This is a genomic window from Sporocytophaga myxococcoides DSM 11118, assembly GCF_000426725.1.
GTDB lineage: Bacteria > Bacteroidota > Bacteroidia > Cytophagales > Cytophagaceae > Sporocytophaga > Sporocytophaga myxococcoides.
In genome coordinates, this window is sequence record NZ_AUFX01000006.1 from 364,935 (window position 1) to 385,797 (window position 20,863).

The 20,863-nt window shown below is 36.9% G+C and carries 17 protein-coding genes; 2 read left to right on the forward strand and 15 right to left on the reverse strand.

Annotated features, from left to right (window positions below):
- The first annotated feature begins 11 nt into the window (after positions 1–11).
- Together K350_RS0110100 and K350_RS28210 are read left to right on the forward strand one after the other, a co-directional pair.
- Positions 12–3,980 (forward strand): AAA domain-containing protein, encoded by a 3,969-nt coding sequence (locus K350_RS0110100; protein ID WP_028979810.1) that lies wholly within the window; start codon positions 12–14, stop codon positions 3,978–3,980.
- Complete coding sequence (locus tag K350_RS28210; protein WP_051313027.1) at positions 3,973–4,860, forward strand: hypothetical protein; 888 nt, start codon at positions 3,973–3,975, stop codon at positions 4,858–4,860. Before K350_RS0110100 ends, K350_RS28210 begins: the two co-directional genes overlap by 8 nt.
- Positions 4,861–4,937: 77 nt before the next feature.
- Here the strand turns inward: K350_RS28210 and K350_RS0110110 are convergent, their stop codons facing one another.
- The 15 genes from K350_RS0110110 to K350_RS0110180 form a co-directional block, all read right to left on the reverse strand.
- Positions 4,938–5,903, reverse strand: a complete 966-nt coding sequence (locus tag K350_RS0110110; protein WP_028979811.1) for an AAA family ATPase — start codon at positions 5,901–5,903, stop codon at positions 4,938–4,940.
- A gap of 10 nt (positions 5,904–5,913) precedes the next feature.
- Positions 5,914–7,272 carry a peptidylprolyl isomerase gene (locus K350_RS0110115; protein WP_028979812.1) on the reverse strand — a complete coding sequence of 453 codons (1,359 nt, stop codon included), beginning with the start codon at positions 7,270–7,272 and terminating at the stop codon, positions 5,914–5,916.
- A complete protein-coding gene (locus K350_RS0110120) occupies positions 7,253–8,122 on the reverse strand; it encodes a peptidylprolyl isomerase (protein WP_028979813.1) in 870 nt (289 codons plus the stop codon). Before K350_RS0110120 ends, K350_RS0110115 begins: the two co-directional genes overlap by 20 nt.
- The gene (locus tag K350_RS0110125) at positions 8,119–10,419 is read right to left on the reverse strand and encodes a peptidylprolyl isomerase (protein WP_028979814.1); all 2,301 of its coding nucleotides are present in this window, start codon (positions 10,417–10,419) and stop codon (positions 8,119–8,121) included. Before K350_RS0110125 ends, K350_RS0110120 begins: the two co-directional genes overlap by 4 nt.
- A 221-nt stretch (positions 10,420–10,640) precedes the next feature.
- The gene (locus tag K350_RS0110130; protein WP_028979815.1) at positions 10,641–11,057 is read right to left on the reverse strand and encodes an ATP-binding protein; all 417 of its coding nucleotides are present in this window, start codon (positions 11,055–11,057) and stop codon (positions 10,641–10,643) included.
- Positions 11,047–11,388 (reverse strand): STAS domain-containing protein, encoded by a 342-nt coding sequence (locus K350_RS0110135; RefSeq protein ID WP_028979816.1) that lies wholly within the window; start codon positions 11,386–11,388, stop codon positions 11,047–11,049. Before K350_RS0110135 ends, K350_RS0110130 begins: the two co-directional genes overlap by 11 nt.
- A gap of 37 nt (positions 11,389–11,425) precedes the next feature.
- Positions 11,426–13,477, reverse strand: coding sequence for a GAF domain-containing SpoIIE family protein phosphatase (locus K350_RS0110140; RefSeq protein ID WP_028979817.1), 2,052 nt, complete (start codon positions 13,475–13,477; stop codon positions 11,426–11,428).
- Between the two features lie 140 nt (positions 13,478–13,617).
- A complete protein-coding gene (gene guaB / locus K350_RS0110145) occupies positions 13,618–15,090 on the reverse strand; it encodes an IMP dehydrogenase (RefSeq protein ID WP_028979818.1) in 1,473 nt (490 codons plus the stop codon).
- Positions 15,091–15,247: 157 nt separating this feature from the next.
- Positions 15,248–16,363 (reverse strand): molybdopterin-synthase adenylyltransferase MoeB, encoded by a 1,116-nt coding sequence (gene moeB, locus K350_RS0110150; RefSeq protein ID WP_028979819.1) that lies wholly within the window; start codon positions 16,361–16,363, stop codon positions 15,248–15,250.
- A gap of 52 nt (positions 16,364–16,415) precedes the next feature.
- Complete coding sequence (locus K350_RS0110155) at positions 16,416–16,751, reverse strand: hypothetical protein (RefSeq protein ID WP_028979820.1); 336 nt, start codon at positions 16,749–16,751, stop codon at positions 16,416–16,418.
- A gap of 174 nt (positions 16,752–16,925) precedes the next feature.
- Entirely contained in the window at positions 16,926–18,032 is a 1,107-nt protein-coding gene (gene thiH / locus K350_RS0110160; RefSeq protein WP_028979821.1) for a 2-iminoacetate synthase ThiH, read from the reverse strand.
- 2 nt (positions 18,033–18,034) lie between these two features.
- Complete coding sequence (locus tag K350_RS0110165) at positions 18,035–18,808, reverse strand: thiazole synthase (protein ID WP_028979822.1); 774 nt, start codon at positions 18,806–18,808, stop codon at positions 18,035–18,037.
- An 8-nt stretch (positions 18,809–18,816) separates the two neighbouring features.
- Positions 18,817–19,458: a thiamine phosphate synthase gene (locus K350_RS0110170; protein WP_028979823.1), complete on the reverse strand. Its 642-nt coding sequence runs from the start codon at positions 19,456–19,458 to the stop codon at positions 18,817–18,819.
- A 6-nt stretch (positions 19,459–19,464) separates the two neighbouring features.
- Positions 19,465–20,220, reverse strand: coding sequence for a hydroxymethylpyrimidine/phosphomethylpyrimidine kinase (locus K350_RS0110175; RefSeq protein ID WP_028979824.1), 756 nt, complete (start codon positions 20,218–20,220; stop codon positions 19,465–19,467).
- Position 20,221: 1 nt separating this feature from the next.
- On the reverse strand, positions 20,222–20,860 hold the full coding sequence (locus K350_RS0110180; protein WP_028979825.1) for a thiamine phosphate synthase: 639 nt from the start codon (positions 20,858–20,860) through the stop codon (positions 20,222–20,224).
- Between the last annotated feature and the right edge of the window lie 3 nt (positions 20,861–20,863).

Here is a 20,863-nt window from a genome sequence, read left to right on the forward strand (position 1 = left end):
CGGCCTGAAGTATGCAGCAAGTTTTAAAATCATATCTTAAAAAATTAACAAACCTTACCGGTCAGAACAAGTCATTGCTGATGCTGAGGCTTACAGCCTCTGACCTGGATTTGCATGACCTGGACTTTGTAAATCAAAAGCCTTCTTTCGATATTTTAAGCCAGCTTATTGCAGGTAAGACAGAAATAAATCTTTGTGAAATTGCCGACAGCCGCAATGAAAAAATAAACGAGGCCAGCTCAAGACTTAAAAAGATACAAAGACAGGATGCTCTTGTTTTTGAAGAGCGCGGTGCGAAGGATCTGTATATTGGATATCCTTTTGTAAAAGGTAAATTACAGGATGGCACATTGGTCAGATGTCCATTGCTTTTTTTTCCTGTAAATATCTTTCATAATGGGTTTACCTGGAAGCTTGAATTCAGGAAGGATCTGAACATATCCTTTAACAAAAGTCTGCTGCTTGCATACATACACTTCAATAAAATAGCGCTTAGTGATGAGTTAATAGAAGAAGATTTTGATGATTTCAGCAAAGATCCATTAGCCTTTAGAACGGCTTTATATGAGTTGATTAAAGATAGTCCCATCTCTTTAAACTTCAACCAGGATTTGATGGCTGATAAACTCTCCGCATTCAAAGAGTACACAAGAGAGGATTTTGAAGAAAATCATTTTAATGGTGAATTAAAACTATATCCGGAAGCTGTATTGGGGATGTTCCCACAGGCAGGGTCTTACCTTGTCCCTGACTATGAATGCATCATAGAAAGAGATGAGTTCAAAGATGTCAGTACATTCTTTGATACAAGATCCAATGCTTCAGATGAAACTCTGATTTCAACTAGTACTAAAATAAAAGAAGAACAAACCTTCACTCCTTTCTCCCTTGACGGTTCACAAGAAAATGCTATCAAGGCTGTAAAGTCAGGTAAGTCTGTTGTAGTGCAAGGACCTCCCGGAACAGGTAAATCACAATTTATCTGTAACCTCATTTGTGACTTTGTAGCAAGGAGAAAAAGAGTATTACTTGTCTCTCAGAAGCGTGCAGCGCTTGATGTTGTGTATGAAAGGATCCGTCAAACAGGAGCAGATGCCTTTCTCTGTCTTGTTCAAGATTTCAAAAATGACAGAAAGGAAATTTATTCTAAAATAGAATCGCAGATAGACCGTCTTGATGAATATAAAACAGAGAACAGCAGTCTTGATGCAATGTCTCTTGAGCGTAGCTTTCTGCAAATAAGCAGAAGGATAGATCAGCTTACAGAAGAACTGGAAAACTACAAACAAGGTTTGTTTGATGAAAAGGAATTCGGCATTTCTGCTAAGCAACTGTACCTCACAAGTAATCCTGAAAAAGAGATAATAGACTTAAAGGATGAATACAAATACTTTTCACAGCAATCCCTTGCTCCATTTGCTACGACCTTAAAATTTTATTATCAATACAATCCTTTCAGGCAGAATGATTATGTATGGAAGGATAGAATATCGTTTGCCAACCTGACAAATGCGGATCAGAGAGAGATAAAAAAACTTACTGACACTATTCCGGTCTATGTCACAGATTTGCTTAAAGAGACTTTAACGCTCACAGGACAGTCGCTGACCCTCTCTGATGTAGATGCAGTTTCAGATAAGCAGAAGGATATAGCCAAACTTCTGGAATTATTAGAAGACGATGACATTTTTGATTCTTTTATATTCTTACAGAATAAAAAAACAGACAAAAATTGGCTGAGACAAAAAGAGCAGGAAATTGAAAATTGTTTATCCCAAGCTGAAATAGAAACCAGTATTTCAGATCAAAGACTTCATGCTATTCTTCCAATTATAGATAAAGCTATAAAAGCACAACAGAACATCTTTACAAAAATAATCTGGTCTGTTTTTTCTAAAGACAAAACAGAGGTTGTAAAAATTCTTACAAGCAACAGATTAAAGCTTGATAGTATTGGACTGGAAGAACTATCCAAAAGAATTCATAATAGAATCCTATATAATAATATCACCAGCGAACTTAAGGAATGTCCATGGATTGCAAATGTGCCGGAATCTATCAACATTACGTCTTTTAGAAATTGGTTTAGTAATCATCATCAAGCTATCGAAGCCAAGGACATATTTAATAAATCAGGATTAAAAAAATACATCTCTGTCAATTCTTCTCATGGCGACTTTATCAATAAATGGGAAAAGCTGATAGCTTTAGCCAATGCATATCAGAAAGAACGGAAGTTATGGTTGAATTACCTGACTTTATCTCAAACAGAAAAAATCATTCAAGACAAGAATTTTGCTGAGGCTCTTCAATCAGGCTTAAAGAAAGATTTTGATTTTCTTAAAGAAATGGATGAGCTTGAAAACACGCTTGCTTCTTATGAAAGATCTACTCTTCAAAAGCTTTTATTGCAGGAACCTGAGAATGCGGATAAAGCACTTGAATTATGTAAGAATAGCCTTTATCTGCAATGGATAGATCATATAGAAAATAAATATCCGGTATTAAAGACTGCTGGTACTTTTAAGCTGGAACAATTGGAAGAAGAACTTATAAGCTCCATTGAAGCCAAGTTAAAAATAAGCAAGGACATACTGCTGCTCAGAGCAAAAGAAAGAACATATAATGCAGTTCAGTACAACAGACTAAGCAACAGAATAACCTATAGAGAACTTAAACACCAGGTAAGCAAGAAGAAGAAGATTTGGCCATTGCGAAAACTGATTCAGGAATTCCATGAAGAATTGTTTGAGCTGATCCCATGCTGGATGGCCTCCCCTGAGTCTGTTTCAAGCATATTCCCACTTGATCCATTATTTGATGTGGTCATCTTCGATGAAGCGTCTCAATGCTTTGCAGAGCGAGGCATACCTGCGATGTATAGAGGTAAACAGATTGTAATTGCAGGAGATGAAAAGCAGCTTAAACCTGCGGATCTTTATCAGATCAGGTTTGATGACGATACGGAAGACCATCCTGATATAGAAGCAGAATCCCTTTTGCACCTTGGCCAGAACTATCTGATGCAGGTATATCTTCAAGGACATTATAGAAGTAAAACCAATGCATTGATTGAATTCTCCAACAATCATTTTTATAAAGGCAGGCTAAAAATGATTCCTGATAAAAATGATCTTAATAATAATGATACTGCAATTAAATTTATTAAGATCGACGGGATGTGGGAGAAACGCGCTAACCATGAAGAAGCATCTTATATTGTAATGCTTGTTCAGAAGTTGCTGAAAGAAAATAAAAGCATAGGTGTAGTTACATTCAATTATACTCAAGCCTCGTTAATTCAGGACTTATTCGATGAGCAAACAGCATCAGGCGCAATAACATTGCCAGATGATTTCTTTGTTAAGAACATAGAAAATGTGCAGGGAGATGAAAGAGATATTATTATCTTTTCCATCGGTTATGCCAAAGATCTGAAAGGAAGACTGGCAATGCAATTTGGCGCACTGAATATGGACGGAGGGGCCAACCGATTGAATGTAGCTATTACCAGGGCAAAAGAAAAGATATACATTATTTCAAGTATACTGCCTTCAGAAATGGATGTAACCAGTGCAAAACACGAAGGACCCAAGTTACTAAAAGCATATCTTCAATATGCCTATGCTATCTCGGAAGGAAAAGCGAAACAGGATATCACACAAGTTGGTAAAAATTCAGAAGCCCATCTTTCAACTATAGTAAAGAATCTGGCGGAGGAAGATCTTAAGGGGAAAACGATGACAAATGAATTTACTTTTTCCGATCTTTCAATTGCAGAAAACAATCAATATCATTCATTGGTATTAACAGACGATAATTTATATTTTCAATCTGTTTCCATAAAAGACTTTCATGCCTATCTGCCGATGACTTTGAAGAAGAAAAACTGGAATTATCTTAAGCTCAACAGCCGTCAATACTGGTCGGACAGAAATCAATTCAAAGACAAAATAGTAACATATATTAAACATGCTTAAAATAAGTATCATTGCTGCTCTGGCAACTATGACCAGCTTGCTCAGTCCTGTAGAAAAAGACTGCACAGGTTTTGGATTTCAGGAAGTTGTTTATACCTTCAAACAAACCGGCACCATGCCAAAGCAGGTGAATGAAAGCTCCAGCCTTACTCATGGCTCCGCAAAAGACTTATTTTATACCAATAATGATTCAGGAGGAAAACCTGTCGTATATGAAATAAATAAAAAGGGTGCACTGAAAGACTCTATAATAATCCCTGATGCAAACAATGTAGACTGGGAAGACCTGACACGGGACGGGGCTGGCAATATATGTATAGGAGATTTTGGTAACAACAACAATAAGCGAAAGAATCTGAGAATTTACAAATACAACCCTGTTTCCAAATCAACTGAGATAGTATTTTTCGCTTATGAAGATCAGGAAAGTTTCCCTCCTCTCAAAAGTGAAAAGGACTTTGACTGTGAAGCTTTTGTATGGTATAAAAACAACTTTTACTTATTTTCCAAAAACAGAAGTACCAATCCAGTAAAGGTTTATATGATTCCAGATCAGCCAGGAGAACAGATTGCAAAGAAAATTGCTGAAATACCGCTGGAAGGAATGATTACAAGTGCTGCGATTAACAAAGACAACAATCAGCTTGCGTTATTATCTTATGGGAGAATTTTTATCTTCAAATCGGATAATCAAAAGGATCAACTAAGTCTTACTCCCCTATACTGTACACCATTTGCGATCGGAATTCAATCGGAAGGCATAGAATACTTAGACGGCAACAAACTGATCATTTCTAACGAGCAGGGAGATATTATTGAGGCTGAGCTAAGCAAGTCTAAGAATACAGAAAAAGCAAAAACAGGAAGTCAAAAGAAATAAAAAATCAGGGTTAATAAATAAACAGGAAAGTTCGATTTATTAACCCAAATATAAAAGTCTTAGAAGACTCGAATAAATTACAATAACTTAGAGATAATATCGTCAACCGAAACTCCGTCGGCTTCTGCTTTAAAGTTTCTGACTATCCTATGTCTCAGAACAGATAGGGCGACAGCTTTAACATCTTCTATGTCCGGAGAATATTTTTTATTCATCAGAGCATTACATTTAGCCGCAATTACAAGATATTGAGATGCTCTTGGACCTGCTCCCCACTCAAGATATTTTTTGCTTATCTCAGGTGCATGCTCGCTTTTTGATCTTGTCTTGTGAACCAGTTTTACAGCATATTCTATCACGTTATCAGGTACAGGCACTTTTCTTACAAGCTCCTGATAAGCTAAAATTTGATTTCTATCCAGAATCTTATTAGCAATCGGACGATGAGCTGTTGTTGTATTCTTAACAATTGAAAGCTCTGACTGATAAGAAGGATAATCCAGAAACAGGTTAAACATAAACCTGTCCAGCTGCGCTTCAGGCAGAGGATAAGTTCCCTCCTGCTCTATCGGGTTTTGCGTGGCAAGCACGAAAAACGGTTTCTCCAGATTATAAATATTACCTGAAACTGTTACAGAGAACTCCTGCATAGACTCAAGCAATGCTGACTGAGTTTTAGGAGGAGTACGGTTTATTTCATCTGCCAGGATGATGTTGGCAAAAATAGGTCCTTTTACAAACTTAAAATTTCTATTATTGTCAAGGGTTTCAGAGCCCACAATATCAGACGGCATCAGATCGGGAGTAAACTGAATACGTTTAAAATTCAGGTCTAATACCGAAGCAATGGTATTGATAAGCAAAGTCTTTGCGAGTCCTGGCACACCTACTAGCAGACAGTGTCCCTGACAAAAAATTGCTGTGAGAACAAGATTTACAACATCCTCCTGACCTATAATTACTTTAGAGATTTCAGCTTTAAGCTTTTTACTCGTGTCAAAAAATTCATCTGCCAGAGCCACTTCAGATTTTTGCGCTTCCATGTTTATCTTTTTACTGGGTTATCATCAATTCACAGTCCTTAAACTCTTCATCAATATCAATAAATACTTCTCCTTTATTTTTATCAAACCATTTATTGACGGCATTATTTTTTTTCTCCGCAAGAGTTGCTTTCTGGATTTTCTGATAATCGTCAGTAAGATTTGCCTGATGAGGAGGTGTTTTGCTCTTATAATAAACTATTTTCACAGCTTCTGTTCCGTCTTCCATTTTAAATGGAATAGGCTGTGTAATTGTCCCAGCCTTCATGGTATCAATAAGGAAGAAAACCACAGGATCAAGTTTTTCCATTGGAATGTGGGTACTTCCGGTTTCCTGATCAATAAAGAGCCCTCCTGATGAGTTGGTACCTTTATCTTCGGAGAATTTCTTTGCGGCTTTTTCAAAGCTAATGCTATCGTTTAAGATTGCAGTCCTTAGGCTATCAAGAAAGTTTATTGACGTATTCATATCCTGAGAAGACGAAGTAGGCTTGATAAGAATATGTCTTGAATTAAATTCATTTCCCCTTCTTGCAATCATTTGAATAAGGTGAAATCCATATTCAGATTCAACAATTCCTGAAAGCTCTCCTGCCTTAAGTTTCAGAGCAGCTCCTTCGTACTCAGGAACCAGCTCTCCTCTTTTAAAGAAACCTAACTCTCCGCAGTTTTTAGCAGATCCTGGATCTTCAGAGAAAATTTCAGCCATCTTACAGAAGTCTCCACCTTCCTGAAGTTTGGCTTTGATCCGCTCTAATTGCTCTTTGGTCTCATTCTTTTTCTCTTTACTTATTTTGGGGATCACTACAATCTGACCAACTTCCGCTTCAGTTGAAAAATAAGGCAAACTATCTTTTGGTATTTCATTAAAGAACTTTTTCACTTCACCCGGAGTAACTTTTAAATCTTTGGTGATGTTATCCTGCATCTTCTGAATAATCAGCTGTTCTTTTACCTGAGCACGCAGTTCCTTTTTCAAATCTTCAATGCTTTTGTTATACATTGCAACAAGCTTTTCCTCAGATCCGATCTGACTGATAAAGTATGCCATTCTTCTGTCAAGTTGTTCATCAACCTGAGCCTTTTCAACTGTAACAGAATCTATCTCAGCTTTCGCAACCAGCAGTTTATTAATGATCAGAGTTTCTAATACCTGACACTTAAGCTTTGTAGCATCGTTTACATTTTCCTGATTAGCCAAAACCTGAAGATAATTCATCTCAAGCTCGGATTTCATGATAATTTCATTATCAACTTTTACTATTATTTTATCCAGTACCTGAGCGGCACTGTATTCAGATGTCAGAGTTAAAAGTATAAAAGTAAAAAATACTAAAAGTTTTATAGTGTTACTTGATTTTGATTTCATTGTTTTCCTTTGCCTGCTTATATAAATTTTCTTCAAGCGATTTAATAAGATTTATTTTTCTTTGATTCAGCAATGTTTCTCTGATTTGATTTCTGGCAAATTCATATGGAGAAATCTGCTCGCTGCTTTTATAATCCTTAATTTTAATGAGATATAAATTGCTATTGTCCGCCCGCTCTCCTAAAACTGTTTTTTCCAGAAATTGTCTTTTTCCGGAGATTTCATCAAAGGGCGTATTTTTTATCGTCTCGTCAAAATTATGCCATAGAGAATCTTCCACAATATAAAAAGAAGCCAGACGAAGGCAAAGCAATCTTAGCTCTGTTTTATCTTTTTCGTTATTGGATGCCAGTAAAGATTTGATTTTATCAATTTTGGGAGCATCCTTAGGTATTTTAATAAAAGTGCCTTTAAAAATATTTTCCCTCAGTTCGAACGACTTGATATTCTTTTCATAGAAATCCTGGATTTCTTTTTCGGAAATCATAGTATCCAACTTCTCACGAACATAGTGTTCCTTAAAAGTATGAATGAATAAGGCCTCTTTGTAATCCTGTAATTTTTGGTTAATTTCTTCATTGCTTTCGTCTATAATTGACTCAGCATGACTTAAAAGTATTTTTTGAGTTGTCCATTTCTGTATATAGGCATCCGCAATTGCAGCACTATCGGCTCCGTGCAAGCCAGATATAACGGATTCCAGTTCTGAAGGGTAAAGTGCGTAATTATAAACGCGTGCAAGAGGCTTGTCTTCAAAGCTGTCAGCATCCTGGTTTTTCGTAACGAAGAGCTGACAACTTTGAGTGACAAATAATATTACTATTAAAAAGATTTTGAAGGGTATTCTCAATTCTTTGTTTTTACTAGTTTCTGAATCTCAGGTTCGTTAATGGATACCGGATATTTTTTCTTCATATCTTTAATCCACTCTTGCTCAAGGTAAGTTTGATAGTCAGAGATAGCCAGACCTCTTGATTCTTCGAAAGTTTTCGCTCTTGGCTCTTCTACTTTATTAATTTTGATAAAGTAGATTCTTCCGTCTTTTTCAATTTGCGAAGTTCCTTCTTTCCACTCTATAGAATTAAGAACTTCGTTATCGCCTTTCTGGAATTTACCTTCAGTTACCTGAAGAGTTAACGGAGCATTTTGATTGAAAGTATTTTCAAGAGATTTCTTTGATGTAGAGTAAACAACAAGCCCTACTTTTCTGTCAGCATTTTTCTCTGCTTCTGTTTTCTTAGGAGTACCTTTTCCTAAATCTTTGATGATGATACGTGTTGAGTCTACACCTTTAGATTTGATATAGTTATAAACAGATGCACCTCTCATGAGAGATAGTGTAGCTGGTTCTTTCGCTTCAGCTGAAGCAGAAAGCTCTAGCACCAAATGCTTATCTTTCTGTAACTGACTTACTACTTTATCAAGATCTTTTTTATATGATTCTTCAATATCCGAGGTATTCGCTTTATAGTTAATTGCTGATAACTTCTGATCTTTTACTTCAAATTTACCTTTAGCAAGTTCAGCCTTCAATTTATCAAGAGTAGCCTTATCTTTCACATTAAAGATAACAGCATCAGCTCTTCGGTCCCATTTGAATTTATCTCTGTTCTGATTGAAATAACCTTTTAGTCCAGTAGTATCTTCAATTGCTTTTGACCATACCTTTTCATCCATTAACTGGAATAATAGAATACCGTCTCTGTATTCTTTAACAAGCATTTTGTAATCTACATATTTGTCAGCAAGGTGAGACTCTTCATAACCTAGCAATTGCTGATCTGCATACTCTTTGTAAAGCACTTTCACATACTGAGCAGTAGATGTATTTTTTCTTGGTCTTTGTTTTTCTTTTACGAAAGTAAGGAAGTCGTTTACAGTGTAGTTTTGTTTACCGACATTGAAAAGCACAGGATTATTTTTAGTATCCGGAGTAAAATTCCATTTACCGTCAAGTAGAGTAGAATCAGTTTTGCTGATAGCAACTTCAAGAGATTTAGCATTTTCTGTGAAATTGTTTTCTCTCTTCAGTCTTTCAATAAGTCTGGTTTTATTCAACTCTGATCTTGAATCTTTAGATACTTTAGCTTTTAATGTAGGTTCTAGTTCTTCGAAAGGCTCAAGTCCTTTTTTCTCAAGAAGTTTGATTACATGCCATCCGTAAGGAGTCTGAACAGGTTTGCTTACCTGGTTAACTTCAGCAAGTTTGAATGCCGCATCTTCAAAAGAAGGGATCATGCGACCTGTAGAAAACCATGGAAGTTCACCACCTTTTGATTTAGAGTTAACATCGTCAGAAAACTGATTTGTCAATTGATTCCAGTCTTCACCCTTTTGAACCTTAGCGTAGATTTCGTCAATTTTTTGTTTTGCAGCCAAAGAGTCTGCTTCAGCAGTGCCGGTAGTAGCTCTCACCATGATGTGAGCCACCCTAACCTGTCCTTGAGATTTTCTCTTGTCTTTAACCTGAATAATATGATATCCAAATCTTGTTTTTACTGGCTGAGAAATTTGCCCTACTGGAGTTTTGTAGGCAGCATCTTCAAAAGGATAAACCATTTGAAGCGCCGTAAAATATCCAAGGTCACCACCATTCGTTTTGGCAGAAGGATCTTGAGAATATTGTTTTGCAAGTTTTTCAAAGCTTTCTCCACCAAGAGCCTTTTGTCTGATTTCATTTATCTTATTAAATGCAGCCAGTGTATCTTTAGGATCAGCATCAGGATTAACATTAATCAGAATGTGAGAAGCCCTTACCTCCTCTTTCATTCTTTCATAAGCCTCTTTAATTAGTTGCTCTGTTACACCTTTTTCAGTAAGATACGGTTGAGCAAGTTGTTTTCTGTAACCTTCCAGTTCCTTTTTGAAAGAAGTAGTTGTGTCTATCCCAAGAGATTCAGCCTCTTTGACCTTCAATTTAAAATTGATATAAAGGTCCAAATACTCTTTGATGCTTTTTTCAGTATAGGCATCAGGAGAGCTTGAATTGTTTTTGTTATAGACATAAACAAATTCATTTTCATTTACCGGCTGGCCACCGATAACAGCTACAGATGGATCTGTGGCAGTTTTTGAAGTTTTTTCGGAAGTTTTACAACCTGATACGATCAGGGCAGCTGAAAGAAATGCTACAAAACTTTTTTTCATAAATTTTTGCGTCTTTAATAAGAATACTGGTTCCAGTAAGTAAAAAATAACATAAGAAACTGAAATTTTTCTGCTGAATTTTAGCATAAACAACGCTTGAATCAGGTAAAAAATTTCAATTAATTCTTTTTACAGGCGCAATTTTAGTGATTTTTTTTAAAAAAAATTAGTTTGGAGCAGGATAAAGTAAATTAGATAGCCTTAAACTATCTGAAAAGCAATTAACAAATTGTTAATTTTTTAAATAGGCGATATACAGTGAGGTCTTTTTCTTTAAAAACTTCAATAGAATCCATAATACGATTCACCAGCATTAGCCCCAATCCACCTTTTTTCTTTTCTTTTACAAGCTGATTAATATCAGGCTCGCTATATTGAGTATGGTCAAACGGAGCTCCCTGATCTGAAATTTCAAAAGTGAGACCATCACAGGTTTCTGAAATAAGGAGATTAAGGTGAAGGTTTTCGTCGCAGTTATTAGAATGGATAATTCGGTTTGCACAAATTTCGTCAACAGCAAGCACAAGCATATTCACCTCAATTTCAGGCAAATGAAGATCAGTGAGGGTTTGAGTGACAAACCTCCTGATTTCCTTAAGACTTTCTTTTGTACAAGCTATGCGCAATTTATGATTCATTTATTAGTGTCTTCGCTGCTTCTTTCGAATCTACAATCTGTATCAGTTCATCGAGGCCCAGAATCTGAAATACATTTTTTACCTTCTTACTTAGATTAAACAGAACCATCGAGATTTTGTTATTTTCAAAGTCCTGTATGTAAGACATAAAGACTCCCAGCCCAGCTGAAGATATGTAATTTAGATTGGTACAATCGATAAGAATTTTCTTTTCTCCTGCAGAAACCGCCTCAGAAATTGCTTTATCTAAATTGATGCATGAACTGGCATCTAGATCTCCTTCAATTCCTATAAGGTAAATTTCCTCTTCTTTCCCAATTGAAATATTCATTGCTTTTTACGGTTATTCAATAAAGTTGGTTTTCAGCTTATACAAATTTGATTATTAAGAATGTATAATCGTCGTGAAGTGCCTGAGTTCCTGTGAATTCGTAGAACTTTTCGAGTATTAAGTTGCTGATTTCCTTGGTATTTAAGCCGTGGTGAATATATAAAAGATTTTTTAATTTATCAAAACCGAACTCCTCGCCCGAGTCATTGGTAGCTTCGATAATTCCATCTGTATATAGAATCAATATATCCCCTTTATTATAGCTGATCTTCTTCTTTTCTATATGTTTGGAATAGTCCTTATTTCTTATGATTCCAAGTCCTAAACCTTTGCTTTTCAGATAACTTATCTCACTAGTTTGACTATTGAAGAATAAGGCAGGACAGTGGCCTGCTCTCGCGATTTCAATAGTTTGGTTTTCTGTGTCGATACTTAAAAAAGTCAGCGTAATAAATGAGGACTTTTCCAATCCTCTTCCCAAAGCCTTATTTGCCTGAACCATGAATTCGTCAGGTGGAATTTCGCTCTGGACCAAACTTTGGAATACGCCTTTCATCTGTGCCATGGTAAAAGCTGCTGAGGTTCCGTTACCGGAAACGTCTCCGATTACCATTGCTATTTTCTTGTCGGAATATTCGTAAAAATCGTAATAATCACCTCCTACTTCATCCGCAGCTTTAGTGAAAGCTGTGATTTGCAAGTTGATATTAAAAATCATACTTTGAGGTAGAAGGCTTTTTTGTACTTCTTTGGCGATTTTAAGTTCTTCCTGATACCTTTCCGTAGCTACTGCCTCATCAATCAGCCTGAAGTTTTTGATAGCTATACTCGCCTGACTCACAAAACTGCAGATAATATCCACCATCTCTTTATCAAAAGCATCGGTTTCGTTTTTAAGCAAAACGAGTGTCCCCAACTTCTGTTTGTGGCTGTATAAGGGAATGATCAGCAGAGACTTAAAAGGAAGCTTCTGAATTCTTTCCGAATGCTCCAGACTTTTCGCATCCTTTATATATTGAGGCTGATTATCAATATTAAAGTGATTTTTCCTTAGTACTTTTTTAATTTCGAAAACATCGATTTCACTTATCCCCTTGTTGATGAACGCTTTGAAATTGCCTTTTTCATCCACAATCTCGAGCCAGCCGGCATTGGCAAAAATGGTACTTAAGCTGCTGTCAATCAATATTTCATGCACTTCATCTTCCTTATTTCCAAGCTGAATGGACTGACTCAACTTTTGAAAGATCATTACCTCTCCAAACTTCTGTTCAAAAACTGACGATGTTGGGAGGTTGAATAATAGTACAAGAAGTGCTGAAAAACAGTTCAATAGGATAAAGGAAGAAACCCCGCCTATAAATAAATTCTGAGCAAGATCTATAATCAGGATTGTACCAAAGTGTTGCTCATAAATCTGCTGCAAAAAGGTAAAGCCGATTACAATGATCAATACTATCAGCAAAATACTCTGCCATTTTTGCTTATAATTCAGAAATGCCACCCATTTAAGATTAAAAGAGAGTATCATTCCGAAAAGGAAAAGCGGAATGGCATATAGGTAAATCTTAAAATTAAAGATATCGAAATAGGCAAAATTGGATAACATGCTTAATAAAGCAAGTAATTCGAACACGAGCCATATCAAATTGAGCTGTTTACTCTTCTGATACAGGATCATCTTTTTCCATACATAAAATCCATTGGCAAGGAAAACAGTTACCAAGGCTATGTTAAAATGGTATATGAGATTATTGAACAGCAGATTCTTCTTAAAGACAGGCGTGCCGAACAAAAACAGCATAAACTTGACCAGCAGACTTATAAGAATGGTTGTTGCTCCGAATATGAATACCTGCCAGAGCATCTCTATAAAGTTAGAGCTCTTTTTCTGACCAATATTAATTTTAAACAGAAGGAACGTAAATAGAAAAAAACAAGTAAGAAGTGCATTTCTCCAGAAGTCAGTCAGATAAAAATCAAAAACATGACTCAGAGAATATAATGTCAGCAGGTCTCCTATAACCAAGGCTAACCAACTGACAATTGAAATTATCAGATAAAGTTTAAAATATCCTTTAACAGACATTCGAAATCAGCGATCCTTTGAGTTTAAAAAAATTTCTATTAATTCAATATATTTTTATCCCTATAGCAGGTAAATCACCTTTTGAGTAGGTGACTCAAAAGGTGAAATTAACTAAAAGGTTTATATAACTTTTATTTTTTTTATCTGGAACTATAGTTTGGAGCCTCTCTTGTAATATGAACATCATGCGGATGGCTTTCTTTAACGCCGGCAGCTGTAATTTTTACGAATTTAGCTTTCTTAAGAGCGTCAATATCTTTTGCTCCACAATATCCCATCCCGGCTTTTAGCCCGCCTATCATCTGATAGATAACTTCCGATACCAGGCCTTTATATGGTACCCTTCCAACGATCCCTTCAGGGACAAGTTTCTTCACTGACTCCTCAGCATCCTGGAAATATCTGTCTTTTGACCCATCTTCCATAGCTTCAAGAGACCCCATACCTCTGTACGACTTGAATTTTCTTCCTTCATAAATGATTACTTCACCGGGAGCTTCTTCTGTTCCAGCCAGTAAAGAACCAACCATTACACTGCTTGCACCACCGGCAATCGCTTTAGCAATATCTCCGGAGAATCTCACACCACCATCGGCAATGATTGGCACATTCAATTTTTCAACTGCTTTTGCAGATTCATACACTGCAGAAAGCTGAGGCATACCGACACCCGCAATGATACGAGTTGTACAAATACTACCCGGACCTATACCAACTTTAACAGCGTCTGCTCCTGCCTGCGCAAGGCGAAGAGCCGCCTCGCCTGTAGCTACGTTACCCGCAACAACTTCAAGGCCTGGGAACTCTGTTTTTATTTTTTCTACAGCCTGGATCACATATATTGAGTGACCATGTGCTGTATCAAGACTTATAAGATCTACTCCTGCTTTTACAAGAGCTTTTATTCTGTCTATAAGATCAGGAGTTACACCAACCGCGGCGCCACATCTTAATCTTCCAAACTGATCCTTGCACGCCTCTGGTCTTCCTTTTTTCTTAAGTATATCTTTATAAGTGATAAGTCCGATCAGCTTATAGTTTTTGTCAACAACAGGAAGTTTTTCGATCTTGAATTCCTGAAGTATTTCTTCAGCCTTTAAAAGATCAGTACCTTCATTTGCAGTGATCAGGTTTTCTTTGGTCATGATCTCACTGACCTTCTTAGTCCTTGTCTTTTCGAATCTTAAATCTCTGTTAGTTAAAATCCCTGCAAGAACTCCGTCTCCCTTGATAACAGGAATACCTCCGATTTTAAACTCTTCCATAATCTGAAGTGCCTCCCCAAGAGTAGCATCTTCACTCAAAGTGATAGGATCCAGGATCATACCGCTTTCTGAACGCTTTACTCTTTTTACCTGATCTGCCTGTTTTTCAATAGACATATTCTTATGAATAAATCCAATACCTCCCAGGTGAGCCATAGCAATTGCCATTTCATATTCAGTCACTGTATCCATTGCTGAAGACACCAACGGAATATTGATTTGTATATTCTTGGTAAGTTGAGATACGGTTGTAGTTTCGCGTGGAAGGATTTCCGAGAACGCAGGTAATAACAATACGTCGTCGTATGTTAAGGCCTCAAAAAGAAATTTAGAAGAATCTAGAGACATTGCAAATAAATTTAAAGTATCTATTTGCCGGCCAAAATTAATTTAATTTTTTTAATATAAAAAGCTATTTAAGAATAAATAAATTGGATTTTTTCTCTTTTGAAGTTCATTTAAGCCGGAAATATATCAGTATCAATTCTATCTTTTTAAGAATAGTTCAATACACTGGTACATTTGAATCAATTTGTTTGGACCAGGCGTGAATCCCTCCTTCCAGGTTATATAAATTTTTAAATCCAAACTCCTCTGTTAAAAACTTAACTACCATAGCACTTCTCATTCCCAAGTGACAATATACTACTACAGGTATATTCTCTGGAATCTGATCCACCTGCTGCTGAATTCTGCTAACAGGAATAAGCTTACCACCAAGATTGCAGATCTCATATTCATATTCTTCCCTCACGTCAAGCAAAAAGATCTGGTCCTTTTTATCCAACTTTGCTTTCAACTCCTGAACGGTCAGCTCTTTATAACCTGGCTCAAATTCAAGCTCAGGTAATTCACAGCTGAAATCATAATTACCAAGACTAGTAATAGCAAAGTTTTCTTCGTTTCTCTGAAATGAAATAGTTGACGACCTTAAGCTAAGCAGATCAAATATTAATAATTTTCCGGAAAGAGGTTCTCCGATTCCTGTAATGATTTTAATTACTTCATTGGCCTGTAAAGAACCTATTACTCCTGGCAATACTCCTATTACTCCTACTTCTGAGCACGAAGGCATCTCCCCAGGCGCAGGCGGCTCGGAAAAAAGACAACGATAAGATGGGCCACCTTTATAATTGTATACCGAGAGTTGCCCTTCAAATTTAAAGATAGAAGCAGACACCAGCGGTTTGTTCAGGATAATTGACGCATCATTTGAAAGATACCTTGTAGAAAAGTTATCTGTTCCATCAACAATGATGTCGTAATTCTTAAGAATTTCCAATGCATTATCGGAAGTAAGTCTTTCCTCAATTGCAATGACGTTAATATATGGATTTGATTTCTTTAATTTTGCAGCTGCAGTTTCAGCTTTTGATTTTCGAACATCTTCCTGGCTGTATAAGACCTGACGCTGGAGATTACTTTCTTCAATGATATCTCCATCAATAATACCCAATGTACCAATACCTGCAGCAGCTAAGTACATCAAAACAGGACAACCCAATCCACCAGCGCCGATGACTGCAACTTTTGCAGTCTTCAGTTTCTGTTGCCCTTCCATTCCAAACTCAGGCAGGATGATGTGCCTGTTATATCTTCTTAGTTCTTCGCTGCTGAACATAGATGTTAAATTTATTTATTGTTGTTTATCCCGTAAGACGGACATAACATAATTAATGATCTGATTTCTTTAATTTATCAAATCCAATGGATGCACAAAAATTGACGCCATCAATTGATTTCACTCTATTCTTTTTTCGGTCAATCACAATCCTTCTGGCTAAGACATTATTACTTTCTTCCGAATTATAAATTACAAAAATTGTATCATTCCTTAATTTAAAAGTTCCCTCAGCCCAGTTAACCCCGTTATAGAGCATTTCAAATTCACTTCTGGATTTATATAAATCCAAAATATGTAATTCATCAGATGCAGAAAATACCAAATCTTGTCTTTTCTGACATGAGATTAATACCATGAAAATTATAATTGGTACTATCTTTTTCATTTAGATGGTTACAGAAAAATCAGGAAAGATATTTGTTTAATTTTAAGCCCCAGATTTCAACTCTTCTTATATCTTAAAGACCTCATCCTAAATCCTTCTCCTGAAGGAGAAGGACTTGAGCTTAGTGGAAACTTTAAAGTTTTTACTTCAAGCTTTGTGCCTTACGCTTAAAGCTTAAAGACCCTGATCCCAATCTTTCCAGACCACCTCGTACCCTTGCCCTTTAATCATCGAAGCTACTTCCTGAGGTGTTCGTTCATCCGAAATTTCGAATTGCTCTAACGCATCTGTATTTGAAGCATATCCTCCCGGATCCGTCTTGGAACCAGCGCTCACTGTGGTGATACCAAGCTTAATAATGTTATTTCTGAATTTCTCGCTTTCTCGGGTTGATATAGTCAGCTCCAATTCTTCATTAAAAATTCTATACGCACAGATCAGTTGCACAAGCTCTCTGTCTGACATATCTACCTTAGGCTCTTTGTCTGCATACGGACGAAGGCGAGGAAAAGAAACACTGTACTTTGTTTTCCAGTAAGTCTTTTCAAGGTAGTCGAGATGAAGTGCGTTGAAGAAAGAGTCTGTTCTCCAGTCTTCAAGACCGATCAATACACCTAGTCCGATTTTATGTACCCCCGCTCTTCCTAATCTATCAGGAGTATCAAGCCTGTATTCGAAGTTGGATTTTTTTCCTTTAGGGTGATGGAATTTATAGTTATCCTCGTGATAAGTTTCCTGATACACAAGAACACCATGAATACCAAGAGGAAGCAGCTTCTCATACTCATCCTGATCCAGAGGCTGCACCTCCATAGAGATATTGGCAAAATGAGGTCTGATTTGCTTAATAGCTTTTTCAAAATAGTCAACACCTACCGTTTTGTTTGCCTCTCCTGTTACCAGCAGAATATGGTCATATCCATACGATTTGACTACCTCAATCTCTTTCTCTATCTGTTTCTCCGTAAGGGTTGTCCTCCTCATCGGATTGTCGAGGCTGAAGCCGCAATAAGTGCAGATGTTCTGACATTCGTTTGAAAGGTACATCGGCACGAACATCTGAATCGTATTTCCGAATCTTTTCAGCGTCAGTTCTCTGCTAAGCTTAGCCATCTCTTCTAGAAAAGGGGCAGCAGAAGGAGATATTAAAGCTTTAAAATCTTCAAGATCACGTTTCTTTTTATTCAAAGCAATGCGCACATCTGCTTCTGTTTTGGAATAGATGCTTGCCTTCACTTCTTCCCATGAATTTTGTTCGAAAACGTTGAGGAAGCTGTTCATCATTATAGTTCGTCAAGAAATGCCGTAAGCGGGCTGCTTGCCACTGCTTCTTTAACTGATTTGCCCATCTTTGCTTCGAATGCCATTCTTCCTGCTTCAACAGCCATTTTGAAAGCAATTGAAATTTTCACAGGATCAGCAGAGACTGCCATAGCTGTATTGATAAGAACAGCATCGGCTCCCATCTCAAGAGCTTCCGCCGCGTGGCTCGGAGCACCTATACCGGCATCAATTACTACCGGAACTTTGCTTTGTTCAATGATGATCTCAAGCATAGCTTTTGTCTGCAAACCACTGTTAGAACCGATAGGAGAACCTAAAGGCATTACAGCAGCTGTACCAACTTCTTCCAATCTCTTGCAAAGAACAGGATCGGCATTGACATAAGGTAATACAATAAATCCTTGTTTTACCAGCTCTTCAGCAGCCTTTAAGGTTTCTATAGGATCTGGGAGAAGGTATTTAGGATCAGGATGTATCTCAAGCTTGAGCCAGTTTGTTTCCAGAGCTTCTCTTGCAAGCTGTGCCGCAAAGATGGCTTCTTTAGCATTTCTTACTCCAGAAGTATTAGGCAACAAATTAAACTGACTATGATTCAGGTATGGAAGAATTTCATCTTCCTGATTTTTAAGATCAATACGCTTTAATGCAACTGTTACAAGTTCAGAGCCCGATGCCAGTAATGCATCCTGCATCAGTTTCCCAGAAGAAAACTTTCCTGTTCCTGTAAAAAGCCTTGAATTGAATTTTTTGCCTGCAATTACCAGTGGTTTCATATGATTAGTTATTGAAGCGACACTTTTTCTAAATGCTGAATAAAATTTTTCATTGCTGCAGCTTTGTTTTCAGCAGCATTGACAATTGAAGCGATGGCAACACCATAAATACCTGTTTGAAATATCCCATCAAGATCATCTTCCTTAATTCCTCCTATAGCAATGATGGGAATCTCTATCCCTGCATTTTTGCAGGAACTCAGAATTTGCTTATATCCCTCTGCACCAAGCACAGGACTAAGCTTTTCCTTTGTGTTGGTAAAACGGAAAGGCCCAAGACCAATGTAATTAACAAATTTACACTTGGATTCCAGATGAAAGAAAGTATTTGCTGTGCCACCAATAATAAACTGATCACCCAGTTTTTCCCTTGCTTCTTCAGGATGCATATCATCATTACCTAAATGAACGCCATCAGCTCCTATTTCCTTAGCAATTCTTACATTATCGTTGATAATGAGTTTTGCATTGTATTTTTTACAAACAGCTAGTGTCTCCTCTGCGATCTTTCTCCACTCTGCTGTCCCTTTACCTTTTACTCTTAACTGTATCCAGTCAGCACCGCCTTTACATGCTTCTTCAGCAAGCTGTGCATGTGTGAAGCCAGGAATATTATCTTGTGTTATATAATGTAATCTTGATATCCGCATTTTTCTTTAACCTTTATGATTTCCCAGCAAAGTCTGATTACTTGCCAGAAACTTCGTGACATAGTCTTTAGCCCTGAGACTTGCTTTCTGCAAAGGATACCCTTTGGAGAGATTTGCTGTAATAGCAGATGAAAGCACGCAGCCAGAACCATGTTTGGGATTTGGAACAATCGTTTTCGGTTTAAATGGATAAACTTTTCCATCCGTCGAAAACAGATAATCCCTCGCTTCATCTTTACTATTATGGCCACCTTTCAGATAAACATTGCAAAAACCGCTAAGGTATTTACCTGCATCCATCGGATCCTTACCAGGAACAAGAAATTGTATTTCCTGCCAATTAGGTGTGATCATATATAGAGCTGAACACACTTCACTTATCTTCTCCTGGCTCTGATCTTCATGAAACGTAAAGCCTGCGCTTGCTTTTATCACAGGATCCCAAACTATTTTTATCTTAGGATTGTGACCTTTTAATACTTCAGTAAGATTTAAAAGAACATCATAGCTTTCTATCAATCCGATCTTCACAAACTCTACTTTGTATTCTTTCAACAATACATTTATCTGCTGAATTATATGGTCAATCGGAATCCATTGGTTGGAAAGAAATTCTTTTTCATTCTGAACAGTCAATGAAGATACGACGCCCAGGCCATAAACTTTATGTGTTTCAAAAGTTTTGATATCAGCAAGAACTCCAGCTCCTGCGCTTGGATCAAATCCTGCAATGGAAAGAACTTTTGTTCTTATTCTGTTCATTCTACTGAGCCCCTTCGGCTATGGTTTCTCTAAGCAATGTAAATCTTTGAACTGCTTTTTTTATATCTGCATCTTCAGCAAACTGCTTCCAGATCATACCTAATACAACTACTCCTTTCAATCCTGTATTTTTCAGGCTGGAAATTGTTTTTTCATCAATCCCGCCCAATCCAAGTGTAGTCGCATTATGTTCTCTAAGAAATTTACTTAACTCATTAAGGTCGATACCTGCTTTGTATCCTGACTTTGAAATACTGTCAAACAGTGGACTGATAAACTGATAATCGGTTATCTCTTTAGCTGTTTTAAGATCTTCTACAGAATGACAGGAGCAACTTACCAAACGATTGCTTTGCCTGAATTTATTAATCAGTTGTAGATCTCTATTGTCTTTTTTGAATGCGTCGTAACTGAAATGATAACCTCGCAAAGGAAATCTTTCTATAATATCGGGCATACGATGAACAGAGATTCTATTGTAAAAAGAAGGATTGATATCTTCTAAATAAGACTCCAGTTCATAAAGAGTATAATAAGGCTTTCTGATGTGCAAAACTTCCAGCCCTTCTTCAAAGAGTGCATGAAGTAAATCATGCTCTCTTTTTAAAGGTTGTTCATTCGTTATGACAATGAGTTGCATGCA

Coding starts and splice junctions, on each gene's coding strand:
- thiH (WP_028979821.1), bottom strand. CDS start 18,032: ATGAACAGCTTCCTCAACGTTTTCGAACAAAATTCATGGGAAGAAGTG.
- K350_RS0110155 (WP_028979820.1), bottom strand. CDS start 16,751: ATGAAAAAGATAGTACCAATTATAATTTTCATGGTATTAATCTCATGT.
- K350_RS0110135 (WP_028979816.1), bottom strand. CDS start 11,388: ATGAATATTTCAATTGGGAAAGAAGAGGAAATTTACCTTATAGGAATT.
- guaB (WP_028979818.1), bottom strand. CDS start 15,090: ATGTCTCTAGATTCTTCTAAATTTCTTTTTGAGGCCTTAACATACGAC.
- K350_RS0110100 (WP_028979810.1), top strand. CDS start 12: ATGCAGCAAGTTTTAAAATCATATCTTAAAAAATTAACAAACCTTACC.
- K350_RS0110130 (WP_028979815.1), bottom strand. CDS start 11,057: ATGAATCATAAATTGCGCATAGCTTGTACAAAAGAAAGTCTTAAGGAA.
- K350_RS0110180 (WP_028979825.1), bottom strand. CDS start 20,860: ATGCAACTCATTGTCATAACGAATGAACAACCTTTAAAAAGAGAGCAT.
- K350_RS0110115 (WP_028979812.1), bottom strand. CDS start 7,272: ATGAAATCAAAATCAAGTAACACTATAAAACTTTTAGTATTTTTTACT.
- K350_RS0110175 (WP_028979824.1), bottom strand. CDS start 20,220: ATGAACAGAATAAGAACAAAAGTTCTTTCCATTGCAGGATTTGATCCA.
- K350_RS0110140 (WP_028979817.1), bottom strand. CDS start 13,477: ATGTCTGTTAAAGGATATTTTAAACTTTATCTGATAATTTCAATTGTC.
- K350_RS28210 (WP_051313027.1), top strand. CDS start 3,973: ATGCTTAAAATAAGTATCATTGCTGCTCTGGCAACTATGACCAGCTTG.
- K350_RS0110110 (WP_028979811.1), bottom strand. CDS start 5,903: ATGGAAGCGCAAAAATCTGAAGTGGCTCTGGCAGATGAATTTTTTGAC.
- K350_RS0110165 (WP_028979822.1), bottom strand. CDS start 18,808: ATGAAACCACTGGTAATTGCAGGCAAAAAATTCAATTCAAGGCTTTTT.
- K350_RS0110170 (WP_028979823.1), bottom strand. CDS start 19,458: ATGCGGATATCAAGATTACATTATATAACACAAGATAATATTCCTGGC.
- moeB (WP_028979819.1), bottom strand. CDS start 16,363: ATGTTCAGCAGCGAAGAACTAAGAAGATATAACAGGCACATCATCCTG.
- K350_RS0110125 (WP_028979814.1), bottom strand. CDS start 10,419: ATGAAAAAAAGTTTTGTAGCATTTCTTTCAGCTGCCCTGATCGTATCA.